This window comes from Microbacterium sp. NPDC007973 (assembly GCF_042958465.1).
Classification (GTDB): domain Bacteria; phylum Actinomycetota; class Actinomycetes; order Actinomycetales; family Microbacteriaceae; genus Microbacterium; species Microbacterium galbum.
Window position 1 is genome coordinate 296,990 of the sequence record NZ_JBIBJJ010000003.1, and the last position, 21,200, is coordinate 318,189.

Consider the following 21,200-nt stretch of genomic DNA (forward strand, 5'->3'; position numbering starts at 1 on the left):
CTCCCCCGGTCAGTTCGCGAAGACGATCCCGTCCTCGAGAGACGCCTGCGCCGCGGCCACCTCATCGGGGCTCGCCTGATCTTCAGCGCGTGGCGTTTTCAGAGCCCATGGCATGACTTTTTTCGAGGCCTTGCCGGTCTGCGCGACGAGCATGAGCAGCTGGGGGATGGACGCCGGATAGGCCCACCCCGCGAGCTTCGCGCCCAGCTGGGTGCCGGGATCGGCGGCGGCCTCGTTGATGAGGTCGCGCGCTTCTCCCCAGGAGACGGCGCCGCCCAGGTCCGAGATTCCGACGCCGAACGTCTCCCGCAGCGTGCGGGTCACGACGGCTCGGTACTCTCGGATGACCCGGACGACGCTCAGGATTCCGGGACGGTGGCGCCCGCGATGCGCGCGAAGATCGCGAAGAACTTCTGCGCGAGAGCGATCGCGTCGGCCATGTTCTGCCGCGTGAACTCCTTGGCGGCGTCCTCGCCGCCGATCTGCGTGAGCAGCGCCTTGATCTGGTCGACGGGGTTGTCGTACTTCTCGGTGAGCACGTCGATGTCGTCGAGGCTGATGTCGAGCGGCAGCTTGATGATCGTGCCGTCTCGGAACCGGCCGACGAAGGAGCGCTCGACGATGATGTGCTTGATGTCGGGGGCGAGGGCGACGAGGGCCTTGGTTTCGTCGTCCTCGGTCCAGGAGTCGAAGTCGTACTCTTCGACCTGCGCGGGGGCGGGCTTGGTCGTGGTGGTGGCGCGTGCGGCCATGGTGGGTTCTCCAATCGGGTTGTCGGGTCAGGTGTCGGGTGGGAGATGAGACTGGCCGGGGCGACCCGACGACACCCCGGCCAGTCAGCTGTGTCAGGCGGCGGCGCCCGGGATGGCCGGGCCCCACTGCCAGAACGGGGCGTCGTTGAACAGCTCGTGCTCGTGCCAGGTGAAGGTCACGTTCGCGCCCTCGACCGATCCGCGCTCGGACTGGTCGGGCTCGACGGCCGTGATCGATGCGACGCCGACCTGTCGCTTCTCGGCGCCGTTGCGGTACTTCGTGACGACGAGCAGGATGAAGCGGTTGTTCGGCAGCGAGGCCAACACCTCGATGACGCCGTTCGCGTCGGGCTCGACGCCCTCGATGAGGGACTGGACGACGGCGTTCTGCTCGGCGAGGCCGATGACGACGGAGCGGGTGCCGTCGCCGGCGATCGTGTAGCCCTTCTGGAAGAACTCGATCGCGTCCTCGGTGTCGCGCGACGGGGCGGGGCCGCCGTCCTGCTTGTACAGGCCGAGGCGCTTGAACGCCTCCGGGAGCACGAGCGGGCTCGCGCCGAGGTCGGCCTTCTCGATGACGTTGGCCAGCAGCAGCGGCGCGAACGCCGCGAGGCCGGTGATGGGGACCTGAACGGCGTCGAGGTCGTTTCCCTGAGAGTCCGCGGTCACGGTCCTCTCCTCTCTCCCGCGACGCGGGCTCATGGGTGGTGGGGGTGGCTCACCAGGAGCCGGCAGCGACGTACTGCGCGGTGAGGTACCGGCGGGCGACGTCGAGCGAATCGGGGACCGCGTAGGGTCCGTTGCAGCCGCCCCAGTCGACGGCGGCGATCGGGCAGCCCTCGGCGAGCGGCAGCGCGTCGTCGAAGACGATCGCGGCTAACCATCGGGCGAGGTCGTTCGCGGGCTGGTCGTTCTGTCGGGTGCCGGCGAGGACGCTGAATCCGATGGACCGGTCGAAGGTGACGTGCGAGAGGCGCGTGCCGGAGTCGTCGCGTACGACGATGAGCGCCCGTGTGAGCGGCGTTCGCAGGTCGGACGGCTCCTTGTTCGAAACGGCGACGTTGTGCCCTGCAATCTCCGCCTGTGCCCGCACGTAGCCGGTTAGCCACAGTTCAAGGTCCGGCGGTGTGACGTTCACTTACGAGCCGCCTTGAGCGCGCGTGCGAGGTTGCCCGTCTTCGACTCGATGAGCAGGGTCTTCGCGTCGTCGCCCTCGATGCGCAGCACGCGCCGGTAGCGAGACTGTCGGCGGGAGATGTGCAGCCCTTCCCTGTAGTCGCCCGTGTCGACGGGGGCGGTCGACTTGGCGATCGTCAGTACCTTCTGCGCGGACTCCTCGGTGAGGCGTTCGACACCAGCCGACTGCATGATGTTGTCGAAGAAGACGGGGTTGAACTCGACGATGGTCTGACCTGCGCGGGGCATCAGCCAGTCACCTCCTCGACGTTGATGACGAGCGTGGGCCGCCACCCGGTGAACGGGTTCTGATCGCGCGCCGGTCGTCCGGTGACTGTGTACCGGGCGCCGTCGGCGGCGAGGACCCGGTCGCCCTCGCGGATGTCGGCGTCGGGGTCGAACACGACGAGGCGTTTCCCTGTCGTGAGCTGCTCCCGGACGACGTCGGCGCCGTAGGAGGAGCCGGTGGAGTCCCACGACCCGCTGAACGCGGCTTCGTCGGGGGTCGTCCAGTCGTCGACGGTGGCGTCCGGGTTATACGGGTCAGGGATCTGCTGTGCCCGCTGGCGGGTGAATGGCTCGAGGTGCTGCGGCCCGTCGTCGGCGATCCAGTCGAGGACGGTGCTCACCGGGAACCCCATTCGATGCAGTACGGCGCGAGGGTCTCGCGTTCGGGCATCAGCAGGGGGATGGAGATCGGGGCGCCGCGGTCCAGGGCAGCGCCTCGCGAGGATCCGTTTGCGGCCTCCGAGGCTTCGACGCGTCCGGAGTTGGGTCCGCGCTTCGCGACGCCGGCGATGACAGCGGCGACTTCGGGGACCTCGTCGAGGTCGTACCCGTGGCGCAGGGTGACGGTGACGCGACCGAGGCGGTCGGTCCACGTGCCGGTGGTGAGGCGCAGGATGCCGGCGCGGGAGGTGTCGACGGAGGCAGTGACGTTCTGCCCGTCGTTGGTGACGGTGAGGAGGTCGACGACGCGCAGCGACGGCAGGAAAATGTCCCTGCCGCCGCTGCCGTCGAGGATCATCGTTTCGTCGATGATCGGGGCCACATGCCAGCCGCAGAAGCGCCGGACGGCGCCGTGCGCTGCCTTCAGCCAGAAGTCCGCGTTGATGACGGTCTGGCCGCCCACGATGGGCGGGATGGTCGGCGGCATGTGGCCCTCCTCGTTACTGCTTGGCCGGGGCGCGCCCGCCCCGGGTCTTGGTGACCTCGGGCTCGACGACCTTGGTCACCTCGGGCTCGACGACCTTCGTCGCCGGGTCGCCCTCGGTGGGCGCCGACTTGTCACCCTCGGTCGAGGACGCGGCAGCGACCGTGGCGGCGCGGAGGGTCTCGATCTCGGCCTCGGCGTCCTTCCGCCGCTGCGCGAGCTCGGCGTCGAACTCGGCGCGCTTGGCGTCCAGTTCGGCGTGCAGTTCGGCGCGTGCCGCGTCGTCCTGCTCGCGGCGCCAGGCGTCGGTGTCCGCGATGGGCGTCTTCACCGCGACGGCGTCGCCGGCGGTGACGACGTCGATGCGGGCGGCGTCCTTCTTCGTGTAGCGAACGTTGTCCTTCACGACGATCTCGGCCATCAGACGCCCGCCTCGATGTCGATGACGGCGAGCTTGGCGGGCTGCCGGAACATCTGCAGCGCGCGCAGCTCGGCGCGGACGTACACGAGGTTGCGCTGCGCGTAGTCCTTGTGCTGGTTGAACGCGAGGATCGATAGGGCCTCGAAGATCAGCAGCTGGAACGCGCGGAAGTCGCCCATGAGCGCCTGGCCCTTCGGCATGGCGGCCGACGCGATGCGGGGGACGGCCCACGCGGTCGAGGGGCCGGTGCCGAACGGGCCGTTGCCGAGGTAGCGGTCGTTGCCGTCCTTGAGGAGGTCGAACGCCTCGTCGTCCTCGGGGTTGAGGAGGACGGCCTGCGGGATGGTGTTCGAGGTCTCGCGCAGCAGGGTCTTGCCCTTGCGGATCGAGGTGACCATGTCGGTCGAGAACGCCTGCTGCAGCACGCCCGTGGTGTTCAGGATGCCGTTCGGCTCGCCGTTCGCGTCGTCACCGGAGAGGACGATGCGCTCGATCTCGTCGCGGAGGTTCTGCGACAGGATCCCGTCGATGAGCGACGTCATCGCGCCGTCGTCGTTGAGCTCCTGCGTGGTGGCCTCGATGCCGTCGGCGTAGGTGTGTGCCTTCGCGTCGGCGGTGCGGGTGCTCAGGCCCGAGATGGGCTTGAGGTTCGCGGCCGAGTTGGTGGTCTGCGCCTCGGGGACGATCGACGCGTTGTTGGTGGTCGAGACCAGCTGGCGGTACTCGAGCCACGCGGCGTCGGTCGTGCCGACGGTGATGAGGTCGAGCAGCGTGTTCGGGCGCCGGTAGGTGACGTCCTCGATGCCCGGCAGGCGGGTCGGGGTGGTGTCGCCGTTGTCGATGGTGTTCAGCGGCGCCTTGACCGCGCGCACCGAGTCGCCCTTGCTCGCGAAGCGGCGGGCCTCGATGTTGATCGGGTTGCCCTTCGAGACGCCGTTCGGGTGGTTCTCGCGGAACGCCTTCATGGCTTCCGAGCCGACGAACCCGGCACCGAGGGTGCGGGGCGCTTCGCCGCGGGCCTTCGTGCGGCCGGCGGGGACCTCGGGGGTCTCCTGGTGCTGGTCTTCGGCGACGGCCGACTTGAGCGCTTCGGCCGCAGCCTCCTGCGCGTCGATCTTCGACTTCGTGTCGGCGATCTCCGCGGTGAGCGCGGGGATGCGGGCGACGTCGTCCTCGGTGAGGTCGTCGGCCTTCTTCGCCTGCAGCTCGGCGGCCTCCTTGAGCAGGGCCTTGAGCTTCTCCTTGAGATTCACAGGGAATCTCCCTTCTCGGCCTGCGTGGCCGTCGTGGTGAGGTTGAGCAGCGCGCGGTCGCGCGCCACACGGTCGGCCGCCGAGGTGTCGACGTCCTGGTCTTCTGTCGGGTGGTCTTTGTCCGCGGCGGTCTTTTCCGCGGCCGCGGTGTCTTCGACGGCGGCGACGAGTTCGGCCGCCGACTTGACGTCGATGAGGCGGGTGTCGGGGTTCGCGCCGCGGAGCACGAGGGACACCTCGATGAGCTCGAACTCGTAGATGGCCCAGACGTCGCGCCCGTCTTTCTCGACGCGCTTGATCGCATCGACGGGCTCGAACCCGCCGATCGAGAACTCCTTGATCCGCTTCGACTTGAGCAGCCGGAACGCCTTCGCCGACGTCGGGTCGCTCATGTCGAACTGCATGGTCACGACGAGGCCCTCGTCGGTGATCTCGCCCTTCGCCTCGGCGAGGTGCGCGTCCATGACGCCCCACTGGTGGTTCCAGAGGATCGGGATCGGGTCGTCGCCGAACTGCTCGAGCGACTTGTCGAATGCGCCGGGCATGATCATCTCGTCGTAGGAGTCGACGACCTCGAACGCCGACACCAGCGCGGTCGCCGTGCCCTCGTCCTCGTTCGCCGCCTTCAGCGACACATGGAAGCTCTTCTTCGCCTCACGGGCCGTCGTGGTCATGTCTGCTGCTCCTCGTCTGCGGCGATGCCTCGCTCGTCGGTCTGCGCGCCGGTGACGCCGTCCTGCGGCGACGCCTGCCCGCCCTCGGTGACGTTCAGCGGGACGATCAGCTCCTCAGAGCCGTCGATCTTCGGAAGGTTCTGCATGGCGCGCGCCTCGGCACGCGTCATCCAGGGCCCGCCGACCGCGGTGGACAGGACACGGGACTGCTCGATCAGCGACCCGTTGATAGCGGTCTGCCGATCCATCTCGGCGTAGAACTGATCGCCGGCGAGCGTCGGGACGAGCTCAGAGTTGAACGCCTGCTCGAACTCCTCGAAGTGCGGGCCCAGTGCAGGGCCGAACAGCATCTGCCGGAATGCGGAGATGTTCGAGAAGGTGCCCTCGCGGGCGCCGACGAGCTCGGGCGGGATGTAGAACGCGGACGCGACCTCAGCATCGGTGAGCCGGCGGCCCTCGATGTCCATCGCGTCCTTCGGGCTGTAGCCCGAGGTCCAGTCCTCCCACTCCATGCCGTCTTCGAAGATCGGCGCGCCGCCGGCCTGGCCGGCGCGGAACTCGCGGAACGACTGCACCCAGCGGGTGCGCTGCGTCTCCGACCACTTCGGTGCGTTCAGCGGGCGTTTCACGATGCCGGAGAACTTCGGGCGCTCGTCCCACAGCTTTGCGCGCCACTCGACCGCGTTCGCCTGTTCCCGCAGGATCGCGTCGAGCGTGGTGAGCGGCGAAATCCCGTCACCCGACCAGGCGTCCCAGCCGGTGCCGAGCGCGAGCGGCAGGTCGGTGACGTCGACCGTGCGGCCAGCGACGTTCACGCCGACGAACTGGATCTCGTCCATGGCGTTCGACTCGATGACGAGCGCGCGCGGCGGGATCCGGTGTGGTACCCCGTCAGGGGTGAGGAGGACCGCCCACCGGTCATACAGGCATTTGTCGATGGTGAGGCGTTCCATGAGCTTGAACCCGCTCAGGAACCGTTGCGGCTGCCGCAGTGTCCGCTCGGCGAGCGACCCGGACGCGCGCGCCCGGTCATTGTCGTCGAGGCGCTCGTACACCTTCCACGGCACGGAAGCGACGTTGCGGGCGATGAACCCGACGACCTTGCGCAGCGACGGCTGCGTCTTCCACGCCTTCTCGGGAGTGAGCTTCGGCGCGTTCGTCGCCATGCGGAGCGGGACGCCCGGATCGGGTGTGAGGAACGGAACGCCCGCGCGTCCGCTTAGGCCGGTGAGCGGGTCGATCTTGACGAGCTCGCCGGATGCGTAGGTGAGACCGACCATCAGCTGATCACCTGAACGGTGACGACGTGGCGTGCGCTGATCAGCACGGTGCCGGGCACCTCGCCCTCGGCCGTCTCGACGTCGACGAGGCGGATGCGTCCGGGCCAGGTGGTGCGAGTGCGACCGGTGAGGACCGACCCGTCGGTGAGCGAGACGGTCACTCGGTGCCCGGCGCGGACTGTGCGCGCGGAGACGGCGCCGACCGCGCCGGCAGCGATGATGAGTGCGCCGAGGGCACCGAAGATCATCGCGACGAGGAAGTCGAGCATGGGGTCTCCCTTCAGGCGACGAGCAGACCGTGGTCCTCGTACGCCGATGACTGCAGCTCGGGCATCGCCTCGAGCCCGTAGGCCGCGTTGGACACGGCGATGAGCGGGGCGATGTCGACCGGAGAGGCCTCGCGGTCCCACACCCGGACATCGTTGAGCTTCTTCGTGACCGCGTGCTTCACGGCCTGGGTGAGCGCTTCCTGTTCGCGGTGGCGCATGGTGCCGTCGTCGACGCGGTCGTGCATCTTGCCGACGCCGGCGCCCAGCGCGGGCCCCGACACCTCGATGACGGTCAGGCCGAGCTTCTCGAGGGGCTCCTTGAACTCCGCCGACCACGACCCGCGGGCCTGCAGAGCGACGAACTCGATGCCCCACTCGTCGCAGATCGCCTTGATCCGATCGGGCACGCGCGTCATGCGGGTGAGGACATCGATTACCTCGAGGTGCTGCAGACCGTCGTCGCGCCACCCGGCGACACCGATCCAGGTGCGCTTGCGATCCGCGGACGTGTCGACGCCGAGGATGACCGGCGAGGACGGCGAGATCTCCGACCCCGGCGAGGTGATGGTGCCGTCGTAGTCCGCCTGCGGCGGGTCGGCGAGCGCCGGCCACGCCTCGACGTTCAGCGACGGGGTGATCTGCGCGGTGACCCACTCGCACAGGACCTCGGTGCGGGTGACGTGCTCGGGCTCACCGGATGCGAGGTCGGACAGCAGCGCGTCCACCTCGTACCCGTACCCGATGGATGGGTTCGCCTGCAGGTACCCCTCGGGGTCGTCGAGCTTGCCACCCTCGACCGCCGACCACTCGAACAGACCGATCGACACGTCGTGCGTGTTGGCGTACTCCTCCGCGGAGACGATGCCGCCGCCGACGTACTCGTCCCACTCCGCCGCCGACACGATCGCCGAGTCGCGCAGATCCTTCAGCACGACCGAGCGCGCGTCGCCGGCGGACGAGATCGCCCACAGCTGCGAGTTGAACGTGCCGTTGAGGGTCTTCGACAGCGCTGCCCAGCCCTCCCAGTTCCGTTGCTCACGCAGCTCGTCGAGCACCGCGCGGGAGATCGAGTCACCACGGGCACCGCCGGATGTCGACGCGGCGATCTGATACTGCGCGCCGTTCTTGTGGACGATCGCCTCGGACCCGTTCGTCGTCGACGGCCGTGCGGCCTCGGCGACCAACGCCGGGACCAGGGCAGCGTGCGCCGCCGGCGAGAACCGCGACGGCCACTTCAGCACGTCCGGATTGCAGCGGCGCAGAACCCGCTTCCACACCTTCTTCGCAGTGTCGCGGTCCTGCGCGGTGCCGAGCACCAGGAACTCATCCGCGGGAACGTGCTCGGGGAAGCTGTCCGAGTCGACGAACAGCCACCACAGGGCGAGCACCTCGATGAGCTTCGTCTTGCCGTTCTGCCGGCCGACGATGATCACGACCTTGCGGAACCGGTACCGACCATCGGGCATCAGCTCGAGCGCGTGGATCAGCAGCCACTTCTGCCACGGCCGCAGGGTGATGCCGAGGTAGGTCAGCGCGAACTCGATGACATGGAACCCGTGGGACGTCTCCGGCGTCAGCTCGCGCAGCGGCTTCGTCCACAGACGCGGGGTCGTCTTGCCCTTACCCCGCCGCAGCGCCCCCCTTAGCTCGCTTGAAACTCGCAAAGCTCGCCACCTCCGGGGACTCCACCGGCTCGGCCGGTGCGCTCTCGGCCGCAGCCGAGGTCGCGGGCTTCTCTCGATCGTCACCGTCGCCGGCAGCGCCGGGCGCGGCGGCCAGCACGCGGCGTACGTCCTTCAGCGCCGACAGGTAGTCCGCGCGCGTGCGCGCCCCTCCCCCGGCATCCATCTCCGCGGCGAGATCCTTCAGCAGCTCCACCAGCGGAGCTTCCTCCGCCACGCGCAACAGCCCCGACGCACGCAGCATCCGCGTCACCGCGTTCCGGTGCCGTCGCGTCGCAGCCATCAGCGCCTCCCAGGGTGGTGAAAATCGGCGCCCCACATCCGGGGAGAGAGGAAGCTCGCCGCGCGGGAGGTGGGCCGCGTCGCGCGCCTGGGAGGCATGAACGCCCCTCCCCTCACTCGGTGGGGACCCATTGGCGGGAGGGGATGCCAAGGCCGCCGACGGCCATGCTGTTGCCGCGTGCTTCGTTGCATTCGGCGCAGGAGGGTCGCCAGTTGTCGGGGTCGTAGTAGAGGTCGGGGTGGGTGGAGGCGGGGAAGAAGTGGTCGCGTTGGAAGCGGCGTGGGTTGTCGAAGTCGTTCCAGGGCGCGTTGTAGTCGATGGTGCAGCCGGAGAGCCAGCAGGGTAGGCCGGCTGCGGCGCATTCGTCCTTGAATTTCTTCTTGGCGATGCGGTCGGCGCGGGTGCTGTTGTGGTGTTGGCTCATGTGTTGTCGAGCTCGGTGTCGCAGCAGAGGGCGGCGGCGAGGTGGCTGGGGTAGCGGGAGCCGCAGGTGGTGCATTCGGGCATTTCGGAGGGAAGCACGATGCACCTCCTGGGCGGGTGGCAGTGACAGGTTTTGCTTGTTCGGTAGCTGGTGCTGCCCTGCGCGCGTATAACTAGGTCCCTTAGTAACTATTCATAGAGCTGTGACGATCCCCATTACTTGTCACTACTTGTCACTGTTGGGCGAGAAGCCGCGGAATTATGCGTCTAGATGCAGTGACGGGTTGCTTTTTGAACTTGTCACGAACCTGTCACTGTCGCCGAAACTTGTCACTGGTGGCGTGTGGGGGCAGTGACAGGTTTCTCGAGAGGCGCCGGCGCGGGTGTGGCGGGGCGCCTCTCGAGGCGGTGCAGGTGCTCCTCGCCGGTGAAGTCCGTGGCGGCGATTGCGTGTGCGGGAGCCCTTCGCGGCCATGGGCAGGTTCCGCGTTGACACCGGTCTGGGGGCCGGTGGTGGTGAGCACGAGACCCCCGGGGCACGTGTGCTCGTCCGGGGGTCTCGACGCCTGGTGCCGTGTGCGACACCGTTCCAACCATCAAGGTAGGGGGTGACAGAACTGGGGTGTCAACTGCTGTGTTTTTTCGGCGTGTCAGGCTGCGCGCGGTGTCGATCGTCCGGAGCGGATGGGGACGACGCGGCCGGGGAGGGCGGCGACGGCTGCGCGCTTTCGGCGTTCGCTGACTCCGGTGTAGATCTGCGTTGTGGCGAGGGACTCGTGCATCATGAGCTCCTGGACGACGCGGATGTCGACCTCCGCCTCTACGAGGTCTGTCCCGAACGCGTGGCGGAGTGAGTGCGGCGTGAGTTTCGGGTCGGTGATCCCGGCGCGGATCTTCGCTTTCGTCACGAGGTCGGTCACCGAGGCGCCGCGGACGTGTCCGGTGCGGGTGCCGCGCGCGGGAAACCACCACCCGTCGGCCGGCATCTCATCTGCGAGCGCGCCGATGACCGGGTGCAGCGGGAGGCGCCGTTCCTTCTGGCCTTTCCCGACGGTGCGGATGGTGCTCGTGAGACGGTCGACGTCTCCCCCGTGCACCGCGGCGATTTGCGAGACGCGGAACCCCTGGTAGTAGCCGAGGAGGATCATCGCGCGGGTCTTCCGGTACGCGCCCGACTCCAGCATCGCGTCGACCTGCTCGCGGGTGAACGGGCGCGGTGTTCCCTTCGGCGCGGTCACCGGGGCGAGGCGCACGGTCGGGTCGTCGCCGCGGAGCTCGTCCTCGAGCAGAAATCGGAAGAACGCGACGAGCGCGCCCCGCTCGGTGCGGCGGGTGCCGGCCGAGATGTCGGGGCGGCCGAGGTGGCGGCGGAGGTCGGCGAGGGTGACGTCCTCGTAGGACTTCCCGCAGCGTCGCCGCAGTGTACGCACGAACGACGCACGGTTGCGGATGGTCGTGTCGGCGAGCCCGGCGGAGCGCTGGAAGTCGGCGAAGTAGGTCAGGGCTATGTCCCACTCATCCTGGCTGGACACCAGCCGGAGTTGTGGTCTCTGCTGCGTCGTGCTCATGTTCTCGTCCCCCTCGTCATCGGCCCGATGGCCCCCTGCTGTTTCGGGTGAGCGACGCTAGCCATTGCTCGCGGCGTGTCCCCAAGATGGTGCGCGGGCGGAACGGTTCCCCGTAGTCGCCTCGGTAGTCGCTCCGCGGAATGTCGGCGGTTCGTGCTCGGATGGTGTGGCACGCATGCACCGCACCCGAAGCGGCGCCCGCCCATGCGTTCCCCCCAGGAGCGTTCCCCATCACGATGTGGAGACAGTGGCTCGATCACGCCACCCGACAGGACTCAGACCGCGAGATAGCCCGGAAGGCAGGCCTCACGCACAGCACCGTCAGCCGATGGCGCAACGCCGGCACAGCGCCCGCTGAGGGCATCATTCGCATCGCCCGTGCGTACGCCGCAGACCCGATCGACGCTCTCGTCTCCGCGGGCATCATCACCGAAGACGACCTCATGAACGGCGGTCTCCGCAACGCCGTCCGCCACGCCCCCACCGCGTACCTCACCGAGGAACTGCACGAACGTGTGACGACAGGGCGGCTGCATGGTGGGTTCGGCGAGCTGCGGCGCATGTTCCGCGCGTGGTCGACTCGGTGAGGCGTGGTGGTTCAGGCCGCTTCGCCGCCGGTGCGACGTGAGGCGAGGTCGACGACGGGGGCCATCAAGCGCCGCACTTCCACCGTGGATGTCGTCGGTTCGATCCCGGCAGGGCCCACCACCCCCGCGGTGCCGTACACCGTCCGCTCACGTCGCGCATCATGGAGCGATGGAGCACCGCACCCCCATCGACCTCGACTCGTGGCCGCGTCGGCAGCACTTCGATCACTACCTGCACGCGTCGCCGTGCACGTACGCCCTGACCGTCGAGGTCGACGTCACCGACTTCGTCGCGGCCGTGCGGGCGTCTAAGCGTCGCACGTACGTCGCGCAGATCTGGGCCCTCTCGGCGATCGTCGATCGGCATCCCGAGTTCCGCCTCAGCCTCGACGAGACGGGCGCGCCGGCCGTGTGGGATCGCGTGCACCCGGCCTTCACGGTCTTCCACGCCGAGAGCGAGACCTTCTCGTGCCTGTGGGTTCCCTTCGACCCGGACTTCGCCGCGTTCCACGACGCCGCCGTGCGCACGATCGCCGCGCACGCGGCATCCGAGGAGTTCTTCCCGCAGGGCGAACCGCCGCGCAACACCTTCGACGTCTCGAGCCTGCCGTGGACGGACTTCACCGGCTTCACGCTGAACACCCAGAAGGGCTGGGCGCATCTCGCGCCGATCGTCACGCTCGGCCGGTACGTCGACCGCGACGGCCGCGTGCTGCTGCCCGTCGCCCTGCAGATCCACCACGCCGCGGCCGACGGCTTCCACGCCGCGCGCTTCGTGAACGAGCTGCGCGAGCTTCTGGCCGACGGTTCGTGGGTGACGGCCCCCGCGTCCGCCGAGCGCTAATTCAGGATGTTCACGCTCCGCGCGATCACCAGCGCCAGCAGGATGAACCCCGACACCGCCTGCACCATCATGAACAGCTTCGCCCGACTCGACAGCGGCATGACGTCGGTGGGGCTGAAGGCCATGGCGTTGGATGCCGAGAAGTACAGGTAGTCGACGTACCCGGGCGCCCAGTCCTCGACGTCGGACGAGCGTCGCCGCACTTCGTTGACGGCGTCGCGGTCGCTGTCCTGCGGGAACTGGAAATCGGCGGCCGGGAGCTCGTCTCGGGGGTCCCGGCGGCGGGCGATCGGTCCGCCCCGGTCCATCTCCCAGTAGACGACGGCATAGCCGATCACGTTGATCGCCCACACCTGCGCGGCGCCGAGCAGCGTTCCCGCCCCGTCGCCCTGCCCCTGCAGCAGCTGGTGGACGAGCAGCACCAGCGCCACCTGGTTCGCGAGGAGCAGCACGGCGGTGAACGCCAGCGCGAAGCCGCGCCCCCATCGCGACTCGCGCGTGAGTCGCGAGGGATTCGTCACGACCATGGGAACGGCGCACAGCGCGCCGGCGCCCACGACGACGTACTTCAGGATGCCGGCGGCCTCCGTGGGCAGGAAGGCGTACAGTCCCGCCCCCACGGCGAGGGCGATCAGCACCGGCCAGCGGTGCTCGGGCCGCGTGCGGAACGCGGAGGGATCCTGCGGGCTCACGCGCTCAGGCTAGACCCGTCCCGCCTTCGGGCCCGGGCTCCGGCGTCCTTCATCGCTTCTCCACAGCCGGGACGGGACTCCTCGACGTCGAAGGGTCGTGACGGTCGGAGCAGGACCGCGGGCTCCCCGCGCACCCGATGGTGCGCCGACTCGCTAGGCTGGACGCTGGTTGATTGTGCGGAGCGAACAAGGGTTGCCGCACTCGTATGGCGATTCTCTGGCATGACCTGCCAGACGACGAAAGGTCTTCCGTGACTGTTCACGACCAGGATCCGTATTCGCAGGGGCCGCAGGACAGCGACCCGGAAGAGACCGGGGAGTGGCAGGAATCCCTGCGACAGCTGGTCCAGGCGAAGGGTCCGGCTCGCGCTCGCGAGATCATGCTGAGCCTGCTCAAGGGCTCGAAGGAACTGCACCTCAACGTGCCGATGGTTCCGACCACCGATTACATCAACACGATCGCTCAGAAGAACGAGCCCGAGTTCCCGGGCGACGAAGAGCTCGAGCGTCGTTACCGCAAGTGGATCCGCTGGAACGCGGCGGTCACCGTGCACCGCGCGCAGCGTCCCGGCATCGGCGTCGGCGGCCACATCTCGACCTACGCGTCGTCGGCGGCCCTGTACGAAGTGGGCTTCAACCACTTCTTCCGCGGCCTCGACGACCCGTCCGGCGGCGACCAGATCTTCATCCAGGGGCACGCCTCGCCCGGCGCGTACGCGCGCGCCTTCCTCGAGGGTCGCCTCACGGAGGCGCAGCTCGACGGCTTCCGTCAGGAGAAGTCGGCGGCGCCGAACGGCATCCCCTCCTACCCCCACCCCCGTCTCATGCCGGAGTTCTGGCAGTTCCCGACGGTGTCGATGGGTCTCGGGCCGATCAACGCCATCTACCAGGCGATGTCGAACAAGTACCTCGCCAACCGCGGCATCAAGGACGTCGGCGGCTCGCAGGTGTGGGCCTACCTCGGCGACGGCGAGATGGACGAGGTCGAGAGCCGCGGTCAGCTGCAGGTCGCGGCGAACGAGGGCCTCGACAACCTCAACTTCATCATCAACTGCAACCTGCAGCGCCTCGACGGCCCCGTCCGCGGCAACGGCAAGATCATCCAGGAGCTCGAGAGCTTCTTCCGCGGCGCCGGCTGGAACGTCATCAAGGTCGTCTGGGGTCGCGAGTGGGACGACCTGCTCGCCCGCGACACCGAGGGCGCCCTGCTCAACCTCATGAACACCACGCCCGACGGCGACTACCAGACCTACAAGGCCGAGAACGGCGCGTACGTCCGTGAGAACTTCTTCGGTCGCGACCCCCGTGCGCTCGAACTCGTCAAGGACTACACCGACGACCAGGTCTGGGGCCTCAAGCGCGGCGGCCACGACTACCGCAAGGTCTACGCGGCGTTCAAGGCGGCGGCCGAGCACAAGGGGCAGCCCACCGTCATCCTCGCCAAGACCATCAAGGGCTACGGCCTCGGTCCCCACTTCGAGGGCCGCAACGCCACGCACCAGATGAAGAAGCTGACGCTGGACGACCTCAAGTCGTTCCGCGACGCGATGGACATCCCCGTCACCGATGCGCAGCTCGAAGAGAACCCCTACCAGCCGCCGTACTACAACCCCGGTGAGAAGGACGAGACGATCCAGTACATGCTGGAGCGTCGTCGCTCGCTCGGCGGCTTCCTGCCCGAGCGTCGCACGACCCACGTGGGTCTGGAACTGCCCGGGGATGCCGCGTACGCGCTGCCCAAGAAGGGCTCCGGCACCCAGGACGTGGCGACCACGATGGCGTTCGTGCGTCTGCTGAAGGACCTGCTGCGCGTCAAGGGCTTCGGCCACCGCATCGTGCCGATCATCCCCGACGAGGCGCGCACGTTCGGTATGGACGCGTACTTCCCGACGGCGAAGATCTACAACCCCAAGGGCCAGCACTACACCTCCGTCGACCGCGAGCTGCTGCTGGCGTACAAGGAGAGCCCCGAGGGCCAGATCATCCACGTCGGCATCAACGAGGCGGGGGCCCTCGCGGCGTTCACCGCGGCCGGCACGGCGTACGCGACCCACGGCGAGCCGCTGATCCCGGTCTACGTCTTCTACTCGATGTTCGGCTTCCAGCGCACGGGCGACGCCCAGTGGGCCGCGGGTGACCAGATGGCGCGCGGCTTCATCATCGGCGCCACCGCCGGCCGCACCACGCTGACGGGTGAGGGTCTGCAGCACGCCGACGGTCACTCGCAGCTGCTGGCCTCGACCAACCCCGCCACCGTGTCGTACGACCCGGCCTACGGCTACGAGATCGCCCACATCGTGCGCAGCGGTATCGAGCGCATGTACGGCGGCGAGCACTCCGACCCGAACGTCATGTACTACATGACGGTCTACAACGAGCCGTACGTGCAGCCCGCCGAGCCCGAGGGCGTCGACGTGGACGGCATCGTCCGCGGCATCCACCACATCTCCACCGGTGAGGGCGACGGTCCCCGCACCCAGCTGCTCGCGTCGGGCGTCGGTGTGCCGTGGGCCCTCGAGGCGCAGCGTCTGCTGAAGGACGACTGGGGTGTGAAGGCCGATGTGTGGTCGGTGACCTCGTGGTCGGAGCTGCGTCGCGACGGTCTCGCCGCCGACGAGCATAACTTCCTGCACCCCGATGAGGAGCCGCGCGTGGCCTATCTCACCGACAAGCTGAAGGAGGCCGAGGGTCCCGTCGTGGCCGTCAGCGACTGGATGCACGCGGTGCAGGACCAGATCCGCCAGTGGGTTCCGCAGAACTACTGGACGCTCGGCGCCGACGGCTTCGGCTTCTCCGACACGCGTGCCGCGGCCCGTCGCTTCTTCAAGATCGACGGCCCCTCGCTCGCCGTGCGCGCCCTGCAGGCCCTGGCCGAAGAGGGCAAGGTCGACCGCGCCGTCGTCGGTCAGGCGATCGAGAAGTACCGCCTGCACGACGTCAACGCCGGCACCAGCGGCAACGCGGGCGGCGAGGCCTGAGTCCGGTGACGGACTCCACCGTCGGACCCGGTTCCCCCCGCACCGCGGGCGGGGCCGGGTCCGACCGGTCTCCGGCGGGCGACGCCGCGGTCGAGAAGGCCGAGACCCTCACGTGGCTGCGGCGCATCTCCGGCGATCTCGCCACCGCGACGATCCAGCGCCTCGAAGAGACGCTCCCGTGGTACGCCGAGATGCCGCCCGCGCGGCGATCGGCGGTGGGGCTGGTCGCGCAGGCCGGCATCACCTCGTTCCTGCAGTGGTTCGAGGAACCGGCATCCACCCCCGCGATCGCGGCCGACATCTTCGCCGCGGCGCCGCGTGAACTGCTGCGCAGTGTGAGCCTGACGCAGACGCTGCAGCTGGTACGCGTCACCGTCGAGGTCATGGAGGAACGCGTCGCCGGGCGGAGCGAGAAGGTGCGCGAGGCGATGCTGTCGTACTCGCGCGAGGTCGCCTTCGCCGCCGCCGACGTCTATGCCCGGGCGGCCGAGGCCCGGGGCCTGTGGGACGCGCGTCTCGAGGCGCTCGTGGTGGACTCGATCCTCACGGGCGAGGCCGACGACGAGCTCCCCAGCCGCATCGCCGCCCTCGGGTGGCACGGTCATGGCGAGGTCGCGGTGCTCGTGGGCACCACTCCCCCGCAGCTCGACGTCGATCAGGTGCGGCGCACGGCGCGCAAGCTCGGCGTGGATGTGCTCATCGGGGTGCAGGGGTCGAGGCTCGTGCTGGTGGTCGGCCGTGCGGATCTGCCCGCACGCTCGAGCGGAGAAGACGCCGCCGAACTGCCCTTCCCCGAGATCGCGAAGCGCCTCGAGCCCGGCTTCGGGTCGGGGCACCTCGTGCTGGGCCCGGCCGTTCCGGCGCTGGTCGACGCAGGACAGAGCGCCCGCGCCGCGCTGGCGGGTTTCGCCGTCGCGCGGGCGTGGCGCCACGCCCCGCGTCCGGTCGAGGCCGACGACCTGCTCCCGGAGCGCGCCCTCGCGGGAGACGCGGTGGCCAAGCAGACCCTCGTCGACCGCGTCTACCGCCCCCTGCAGGCGCACAGCGCCGATCTCGTCGCGACCCTGTGGAGCTACCTCGACAACGGCCGGTCGCTCGAGGCGACAGCCCGCGAACTCTACGTGCACCCCAACACGGTGCGCTATCGCCTGAAGCGCGTCTCCGAGGTGATCGGCTGGGATGCCACGGGCCCCCGCGAAGCGCTGATCCTGCAGACGGCGCTGATCCTGGGCTCGATCGGCACGGATGCCACCCGCCGGCGCGGTCTCGCCAGTCGGCGACCGCTCGCGTCCCGTTGACGCGCCCCTCGGCTTCCTCTCGTCGAGTGTCCCCGACACGCCGTTCCGAGCACCGGCGTGCGGCGTGTCGTGGACACTCGACGGAGGGGTGACGGCCGTGCTGATGCACGGCGCGCACAAAGACACGCCGCATATCTGTGCCGATATCTCCATAAGCACCGGCCCGATCCTTGGCAGGATGGGACGGTGATCATCGCCGTCTTCCCCGGACAGGGCTCGCAGACCCCCGGGTTCCTCTCGCCGTGGCTCGAGATCGACGGGGCGCGTGAGCGCCTCGCCGCCTTCTCCGATCAGGCCGGAGTCGACCTCATCGCCGCCGGTACCGAATGGGATGCCGACCGGATTCGCGACACCGCGGTCGCCCAGCCGCTCATCGTCGCCGCGTCCCTGCTGTCGTGGGCGGCACTGAACGAGCGCACGGGCACACCCGTCGCCGGTGTCGCGGGGCACTCCGTCGGTGAGATCGCCGCCTTGGCGGCATCCGGGGTCCTGAGCGACGCCGACGCGCTGCGCCTGGTCGGTCTGCGCGGTCGCGCGATGGCCGAGGCGGCCTCGGCGGTCGACACCGGAATGAGCGCCGTCGTCGGCGGAGACGAACAGGCCGTTCTCGAACGCCTCGCGGCGCTGGACATCACCCCCGCCAACTACAACGGCGGCGGGCAGATCGTCGCCGCCGGAGAGCTGCCGGCCCTGGCCGAGCTCACCGCGGAGGCTCCCCGCGGTGCGCGGGTCATCCCGCTGCAGGTCGCCGGTGCATTCCACACCCGCTTCATGGAGCCGGCGGTCGAGACGCTGCGATCCGCCGCGGCCGACGTCGAGGTCGCCGACCCGAACCTGACGCTGTGGACCAACTCCGACGGCTCCGTCGTCTCCGACGGTCGCCGCGCGCTCGACCTCGTCGTCGCGCAGGTGGCCTCGCCCGTCCGCTGGGACCGCTGCATGGCCTCGTTCGCGGAGCACGGCGTCACCGGCATCATCGAACTCTCGCCCGCGGGGGCGCTCACCGGGCTCGCCAAGCGCGCCCTGCGCGGCACCCCGACCGTGGCGGTCAAGACCCCCGACGACCTCGACGCGGCCGTCTCACTGCTGAAGGAAGACCAGGCATGAGCACCCCCACCCTCCGCCAGACCCAGGGCGCGGCCCACACCCGCATCTACTCGTACGGCGCGGCCCGCGGCGAGAACTTCGTCCCCAACGACGACCTCGTGGGTCCGATCGACTCGAGCGACGAGTGGATCCGCCAGCGCACCGGCATCGTCACGCGCGTCCGCGCCAACAAGGAGACGGATGCCATCGACCTGGCCGCCGAGGCCGCACGCGAAGCCGTGGAGAAGTCCGGCGTCTCCCCCTCCGACATCGACGCCGTGATCGTCGCCACCATCAGCAACCCGAAGCAGACGCCCTCGGCCTCCGCGATCGTCGCCGACCGGATCGGCGCGAACCCCGCCGCCGCCTACGACGTCAACGCCGCGTGCGCAGGCTTCGCCTACGGCGTCGGCCAGGCCGACGCCCTCGTGCGCGCGGGTCTCGCGACGCACGTCGTCGTCGTGGGAGCCGAGAAGCTCAGCGACATCGTCGACCCCACCGACCGCAGCATCTCGTTCCTCCTCGGCGACGGCGCGGGCGCCGTGGTCGTCGGACCGAGCGACACCCCCGGCATCGGCCCGACCGTCTGGGGATCCGACGGCTCCAAGGCGGATGCCGTGGGCATGAACGCCACGCTGAACGAGTTCCGAGACGGCACGGCGCCGTGGCCCACCCTCCGCCAGGAGGGCCCCACGGTCTTCCGCTGGGCCGTGTGGGAGATGGTGAAGGTCGCGCGTCAGGCGATCGAGGCCGCGGGCATCGAGCCCGGCGACCTCGCGGCGTTCGTGCCGCACCAGGCCAACATGCGCATCATCGACGAGTTCGCCAAGCAGCTGGGCCTGCCCGAGACCGTCGTCATCGGCCGCGACATCGAGACCACGGGCAACACCTCCGCGGCATCCATCCCGCTCGCCACCCACCGTCTGCTCGAGGAGCACCCCGAGCTCAGCGGCGGTCTCGCGCTGCAGATCGGCTTCGGCGCCGGGCTCGTGTTCGGCGCGCAGGTCGTCGTGCTTCCCTGACGCGAGAGCGTCGAACCCTAGACTGATCGGGGCCTGTCAGGCCCGCCCCCAAGAAACAGGAGACATCATGGCATTCACCAACGACGAGGTTCTCGCCGGCCTTGCCGAGCTCATCACCGACGAGACCGGTATCTCGGCCGACGAGGTCGCCCTCGAGAAGTCGTTCACCGACGACCTCGACATCGACTCCATCTCGATGATGACGATCGTCGTCAACGCCGAGGAGAAGTTCGGCGTCACCATCCCCGACGACGAGGTCAAGAACCTCAAGACCGTCGGCGACGCCGTGACGTTCATCACGTCGAACCAGTCCTGACACCTCCCGGTGGGGGCTCCGGCCCCCACCGGTCACGACCTGTCGGCCGCACCAAGGATCTCTCGCTCATGAGCACACCCCGCATCGTCGTCACCGGCATCGGAGCCACCTCGCCCATCGGCGGAACGGCACCCGAGAGCTGGTCCGCCCTGCTCGCCGGAACCTCCGGCGCCCGATCCCTCGAGCACGAATGGGTCGAGCAGTACAACCTGCCCGTCACCTTCGCCGCCGAGGCGCTCGTGCGTCCCGAAACCGTGCTCGAGCGACCCGTCGCCAAGCGGCTCGACCCCTCGTCGCAGCTCGCCATGGTCGCGGCCAAGGAAGCATGGGAAGACGCCGGCAGCCCCGACATCGACCCCGACCGTCTCGGCGTCGACTTCGCCACCGGCATCGGCGGTGTCTGGACGCTGCTCGACGCCTGGGACACCCTGCGCGAGAAGGGCCCGCGTCGCGTCATGCCGATGACGGTGCCCATGCTCATGCCCAACGCCGCGGCGGGCAACCTCTCGCTGCACTTCAACGCACGCGCCTTCGCACGCACGGTCGCCTCCGCCTGCGCCTCGAGCACGGAGTCGATCGTCAACGCCGTGCAGCACATCCGCGACGGCCTCGCCGATGTGGTGATCGCGGGGGGGACCGAATCGGCCATCCACCCGATCACGATCGCCTCGTTCGCGTCGATGCAGGCGCTGTCCAAGCGCAACGACTCCCCCGAGACCGCCTCGCGCCCGGCGAGCATCGACCGCGACGGCTTCGTCATGGGCGAGGGCGCCGGCGTCCTCATCCTCGAGACCGAGGAGCACGCCAAGGCCCGCGGCGCCAAGATCTACGCCTCGATCGTGGGCGGCGGCGTGACCGCGGACTCGTACCACATCACCGCCAACGATCCCGAGGGCCACGGAGCCGCCCGCGCGGTGCACATGGCGCTGGAGATGGCCGGAGCGTCGGTCGACGACGTGACCCACATCAACGCGCACGCCACCTCGACGCCCGTCGGCGACCCGAACGAGTACAAGGCACTGCGCTCCGTCTTCGGCGACCGCGTCGACGAGATCCCCGTCTCGGCGACCAAGGCCTCCACCGGCCACCTGCTCGGTGGCACGGGTGCCCTCGAGGCGATCTTCACCGTGCTGGCTCTGCAGAACCGCGTCGCGCCGCCGACGATCAACCTCACCGAGCAGGACCCCGAGGTCCCGTTCGCCCTCTCCGGCGCTCCCGTCGAGCTGGGGGCGGGCGACCAGCTCGCCATCAGCAACTCGTTCGGCTTCGGCGGGCACAACGCCGTCGTCGCGATCGCCTCGGTCTGACCGCAGAAGAACGCCCCCTGGCATCCCCCCGACTGCGATCGGGGATGCCAGGGGGCGTTCTCTTTCATCCGGGTGGGGATACGCGGTCCCGGTGCCGGGTATGGACACCGGCCTCCGGTAGTGGCGCCTCCCCGCC

At 69.3% G+C, this 21,200-nt stretch carries 25 protein-coding genes; 8 read left to right on the top strand and 17 right to left on the bottom strand.

Annotated features, from left to right (window positions below; genetic code table 11):
* Positions 1-9: 9 nt before the first annotated feature.
* The 16 genes from ACFZA2_RS10395 to ACFZA2_RS10470 all read right to left on the bottom strand — a co-directional run bounded on the left by ACFZA2_RS10395 (position 10) and on the right by ACFZA2_RS10470 (position 10,934).
* Complete coding sequence (locus tag ACFZA2_RS10395; RefSeq protein WP_391404144.1) at positions 10-324, bottom strand: hypothetical protein; 315 nt, start codon at positions 322-324, stop codon at positions 10-12.
* Between the two features lie 35 nt (positions 325-359).
* The gene (locus tag ACFZA2_RS10400) at positions 360-752 is read right to left on the bottom strand and encodes a hypothetical protein (protein ID WP_391404147.1); all 393 of its coding nucleotides are present in this window, start codon (positions 750-752) and stop codon (positions 360-362) included.
* A 93-nt stretch (positions 753-845) separates the two neighbouring features.
* Positions 846-1,421 (bottom strand): hypothetical protein, encoded by a 576-nt coding sequence (locus ACFZA2_RS10405; RefSeq protein ID WP_391404150.1) that lies wholly within the window; start codon positions 1,419-1,421, stop codon positions 846-848.
* 49 nt (positions 1,422-1,470) lie between these two features.
* Positions 1,471-1,890, bottom strand: a complete 420-nt coding sequence (locus ACFZA2_RS10410) for a hypothetical protein (protein WP_391404153.1) — start codon at positions 1,888-1,890, stop codon at positions 1,471-1,473.
* Entirely contained in the window at positions 1,887-2,177 is a 291-nt protein-coding gene (locus tag ACFZA2_RS10415) for an HK97 gp10 family phage protein (RefSeq protein ID WP_391404156.1), read from the bottom strand. Before ACFZA2_RS10415 ends, ACFZA2_RS10410 begins: the two co-directional genes overlap by 4 nt.
* On the bottom strand, positions 2,177-2,557 hold the full coding sequence (locus ACFZA2_RS10420; RefSeq protein ID WP_391404160.1) for a hypothetical protein: 381 nt from the start codon (positions 2,555-2,557) through the stop codon (positions 2,177-2,179). Before ACFZA2_RS10420 ends, ACFZA2_RS10415 begins: the two co-directional genes overlap by 1 nt.
* On the bottom strand, positions 2,554-3,084 hold the full coding sequence (locus ACFZA2_RS10425) for a hypothetical protein (protein ID WP_391404163.1): 531 nt from the start codon (positions 3,082-3,084) through the stop codon (positions 2,554-2,556). The genes ACFZA2_RS10420 and ACFZA2_RS10425 overlap by 4 nt, the downstream gene beginning before the upstream one ends.
* A gap of 13 nt (positions 3,085-3,097) precedes the next feature.
* Positions 3,098-3,502: a hypothetical protein gene (locus tag ACFZA2_RS10430; protein ID WP_391404166.1), complete on the bottom strand. Its 405-nt coding sequence runs from the start codon at positions 3,500-3,502 to the stop codon at positions 3,098-3,100.
* Positions 3,502-4,755, bottom strand: coding sequence for a phage major capsid protein (locus tag ACFZA2_RS10435; protein WP_391404169.1), 1,254 nt, complete (start codon positions 4,753-4,755; stop codon positions 3,502-3,504). Before ACFZA2_RS10435 ends, ACFZA2_RS10430 begins: the two co-directional genes overlap by 1 nt.
* Positions 4,752-5,429 (bottom strand): HK97 family phage prohead protease, encoded by a 678-nt coding sequence (locus ACFZA2_RS10440; RefSeq protein WP_391404172.1) that lies wholly within the window; start codon positions 5,427-5,429, stop codon positions 4,752-4,754. Before ACFZA2_RS10440 ends, ACFZA2_RS10435 begins: the two co-directional genes overlap by 4 nt.
* Positions 5,426-6,709 carry a phage portal protein gene (locus ACFZA2_RS10445; RefSeq protein ID WP_391404175.1) on the bottom strand — a complete coding sequence of 428 codons (1,284 nt, stop codon included), beginning with the start codon at positions 6,707-6,709 and terminating at the stop codon, positions 5,426-5,428. Before ACFZA2_RS10445 ends, ACFZA2_RS10440 begins: the two co-directional genes overlap by 4 nt.
* A complete protein-coding gene (locus tag ACFZA2_RS10450) occupies positions 6,709-6,978 on the bottom strand; it encodes a hypothetical protein (RefSeq protein ID WP_391404178.1) in 270 nt (89 codons plus the stop codon). The genes ACFZA2_RS10445 and ACFZA2_RS10450 overlap by 1 nt, the downstream gene beginning before the upstream one ends.
* A gap of 11 nt (positions 6,979-6,989) precedes the next feature.
* A complete protein-coding gene (locus ACFZA2_RS10455; RefSeq protein WP_391404181.1) occupies positions 6,990-8,642 on the bottom strand; it encodes a hypothetical protein in 1,653 nt (550 codons plus the stop codon).
* Positions 8,599-8,943, bottom strand: coding sequence for a hypothetical protein (locus tag ACFZA2_RS10460; RefSeq protein ID WP_391404184.1), 345 nt, complete (start codon positions 8,941-8,943; stop codon positions 8,599-8,601). The genes ACFZA2_RS10455 and ACFZA2_RS10460 overlap by 44 nt, the downstream gene beginning before the upstream one ends.
* 112 nt (positions 8,944-9,055) lie before the next feature.
* Positions 9,056-9,367: an HNH endonuclease gene (locus ACFZA2_RS10465; protein ID WP_391404187.1), complete on the bottom strand. Its 312-nt coding sequence runs from the start codon at positions 9,365-9,367 to the stop codon at positions 9,056-9,058.
* A gap of 649 nt (positions 9,368-10,016) precedes the next feature.
* Positions 10,017-10,934, bottom strand: a complete 918-nt coding sequence (locus ACFZA2_RS10470) for a tyrosine-type recombinase/integrase (RefSeq protein WP_391404190.1) — start codon at positions 10,932-10,934, stop codon at positions 10,017-10,019.
* A gap of 236 nt (positions 10,935-11,170) precedes the next feature.
* On the opposite strand from ACFZA2_RS10470, the gene ACFZA2_RS10475 reads away from it, so the two are divergent.
* Together ACFZA2_RS10475 and ACFZA2_RS10480 are read left to right on the top strand one after the other, a co-directional pair.
* The gene (locus tag ACFZA2_RS10475) at positions 11,171-11,521 is read left to right on the top strand and encodes a helix-turn-helix domain-containing protein (RefSeq protein WP_391404193.1); all 351 of its coding nucleotides are present in this window, start codon (positions 11,171-11,173) and stop codon (positions 11,519-11,521) included.
* A gap of 169 nt (positions 11,522-11,690) precedes the next feature.
* Complete coding sequence (locus ACFZA2_RS10480) at positions 11,691-12,365, top strand: CatA-like O-acetyltransferase (protein WP_391404196.1); 675 nt, start codon at positions 11,691-11,693, stop codon at positions 12,363-12,365.
* On the opposite strand, the gene ACFZA2_RS10485 is transcribed toward ACFZA2_RS10480, so the two are convergent.
* Entirely contained in the window at positions 12,362-13,057 is a 696-nt protein-coding gene (locus tag ACFZA2_RS10485; RefSeq protein ID WP_391404199.1) for a hypothetical protein, read from the bottom strand. The genes ACFZA2_RS10480 and ACFZA2_RS10485 overlap by 4 nt on opposite strands.
* 251 nt (positions 13,058-13,308) lie before the next feature.
* Between ACFZA2_RS10485 and aceE the strand changes: the two genes are divergently transcribed.
* The 6 genes from aceE to ACFZA2_RS10515 all read left to right on the top strand — a co-directional run bounded on the left by aceE (position 13,309) and on the right by ACFZA2_RS10515 (position 21,064).
* A complete protein-coding gene (gene aceE / locus ACFZA2_RS10490) occupies positions 13,309-16,035 on the top strand; it encodes a pyruvate dehydrogenase (acetyl-transferring), homodimeric type (protein ID WP_391404202.1) in 2,727 nt (908 codons plus the stop codon).
* A gap of 116 nt (positions 16,036-16,151) precedes the next feature.
* Complete coding sequence (locus tag ACFZA2_RS10495) at positions 16,152-17,333, top strand: PucR family transcriptional regulator (RefSeq protein WP_391405282.1); 1,182 nt, start codon at positions 16,152-16,154, stop codon at positions 17,331-17,333.
* Positions 17,334-17,519: 186 nt separating this feature from the next.
* Positions 17,520-18,440: an ACP S-malonyltransferase gene (locus tag ACFZA2_RS10500; protein WP_391404204.1), complete on the top strand. Its 921-nt coding sequence runs from the start codon at positions 17,520-17,522 to the stop codon at positions 18,438-18,440.
* Complete coding sequence (locus ACFZA2_RS10505; RefSeq protein WP_391404207.1) at positions 18,437-19,441, top strand: beta-ketoacyl-ACP synthase III; 1,005 nt, start codon at positions 18,437-18,439, stop codon at positions 19,439-19,441. The genes ACFZA2_RS10500 and ACFZA2_RS10505 overlap by 4 nt, the downstream gene beginning before the upstream one ends.
* A gap of 67 nt (positions 19,442-19,508) precedes the next feature.
* A complete protein-coding gene (locus ACFZA2_RS10510; protein ID WP_022880558.1) occupies positions 19,509-19,757 on the top strand; it encodes an acyl carrier protein in 249 nt (82 codons plus the stop codon).
* Positions 19,758-19,825: 68 nt separating this feature from the next.
* Complete coding sequence (locus ACFZA2_RS10515; RefSeq protein WP_391404212.1) at positions 19,826-21,064, top strand: beta-ketoacyl-[acyl-carrier-protein] synthase family protein; 1,239 nt, start codon at positions 19,826-19,828, stop codon at positions 21,062-21,064.
* Positions 21,065-21,200: the final 136 nt, after the last annotated feature.

What these genes read in the sequence shown, in the direction of transcription:
- ACFZA2_RS10400 (WP_391404147.1), bottom strand. Translation starts at nt 752, where the DNA reads ATGGCCGCACGCGCCACCACCACGACCAAGCCCGCCCCCGCGCAGGTC.
- ACFZA2_RS10415 (WP_391404156.1), bottom strand. Translation starts at nt 2,177, where the DNA reads ATGCCCCGCGCAGGTCAGACCATCGTCGAGTTCAACCCCGTCTTCTTC.
- ACFZA2_RS10425 (WP_391404163.1), bottom strand. Translation starts at nt 3,084, where the DNA reads ATGCCGCCGACCATCCCGCCCATCGTGGGCGGCCAGACCGTCATCAAC.
- ACFZA2_RS10430 (WP_391404166.1), bottom strand. Translation starts at nt 3,502, where the DNA reads ATGGCCGAGATCGTCGTGAAGGACAACGTTCGCTACACGAAGAAGGAC.
- ACFZA2_RS10440 (WP_391404172.1), bottom strand. Translation starts at nt 5,429, where the DNA reads ATGACCACGACGGCCCGTGAGGCGAAGAAGAGCTTCCATGTGTCGCTG.
- ACFZA2_RS10445 (WP_391404175.1), bottom strand. Translation starts at nt 6,709, where the DNA reads ATGGTCGGTCTCACCTACGCATCCGGCGAGCTCGTCAAGATCGACCCG.
- ACFZA2_RS10450 (WP_391404178.1), bottom strand. Translation starts at nt 6,978, where the DNA reads ATGCTCGACTTCCTCGTCGCGATGATCTTCGGTGCCCTCGGCGCACTC.
- ACFZA2_RS10460 (WP_391404184.1), bottom strand. Translation starts at nt 8,943, where the DNA reads ATGGCTGCGACGCGACGGCACCGGAACGCGGTGACGCGGATGCTGCGT.
- ACFZA2_RS10465 (WP_391404187.1), bottom strand. Translation starts at nt 9,367, where the DNA reads ATGAGCCAACACCACAACAGCACCCGCGCCGACCGCATCGCCAAGAAG.
- ACFZA2_RS10470 (WP_391404190.1), bottom strand. Translation starts at nt 10,934, where the DNA reads ATGAGCACGACGCAGCAGAGACCACAACTCCGGCTGGTGTCCAGCCAG.
- ACFZA2_RS10475 (WP_391404193.1), top strand. Translation starts at nt 11,171, where the DNA reads ATGTGGAGACAGTGGCTCGATCACGCCACCCGACAGGACTCAGACCGC.
- ACFZA2_RS10480 (WP_391404196.1), top strand. Translation starts at nt 11,691, where the DNA reads ATGGAGCACCGCACCCCCATCGACCTCGACTCGTGGCCGCGTCGGCAG.
- ACFZA2_RS10505 (WP_391404207.1), top strand. Translation starts at nt 18,437, where the DNA reads ATGAGCACCCCCACCCTCCGCCAGACCCAGGGCGCGGCCCACACCCGC.
- ACFZA2_RS10510 (WP_022880558.1), top strand. Translation starts at nt 19,509, where the DNA reads ATGGCATTCACCAACGACGAGGTTCTCGCCGGCCTTGCCGAGCTCATC.
- ACFZA2_RS10515 (WP_391404212.1), top strand. Translation starts at nt 19,826, where the DNA reads ATGAGCACACCCCGCATCGTCGTCACCGGCATCGGAGCCACCTCGCCC.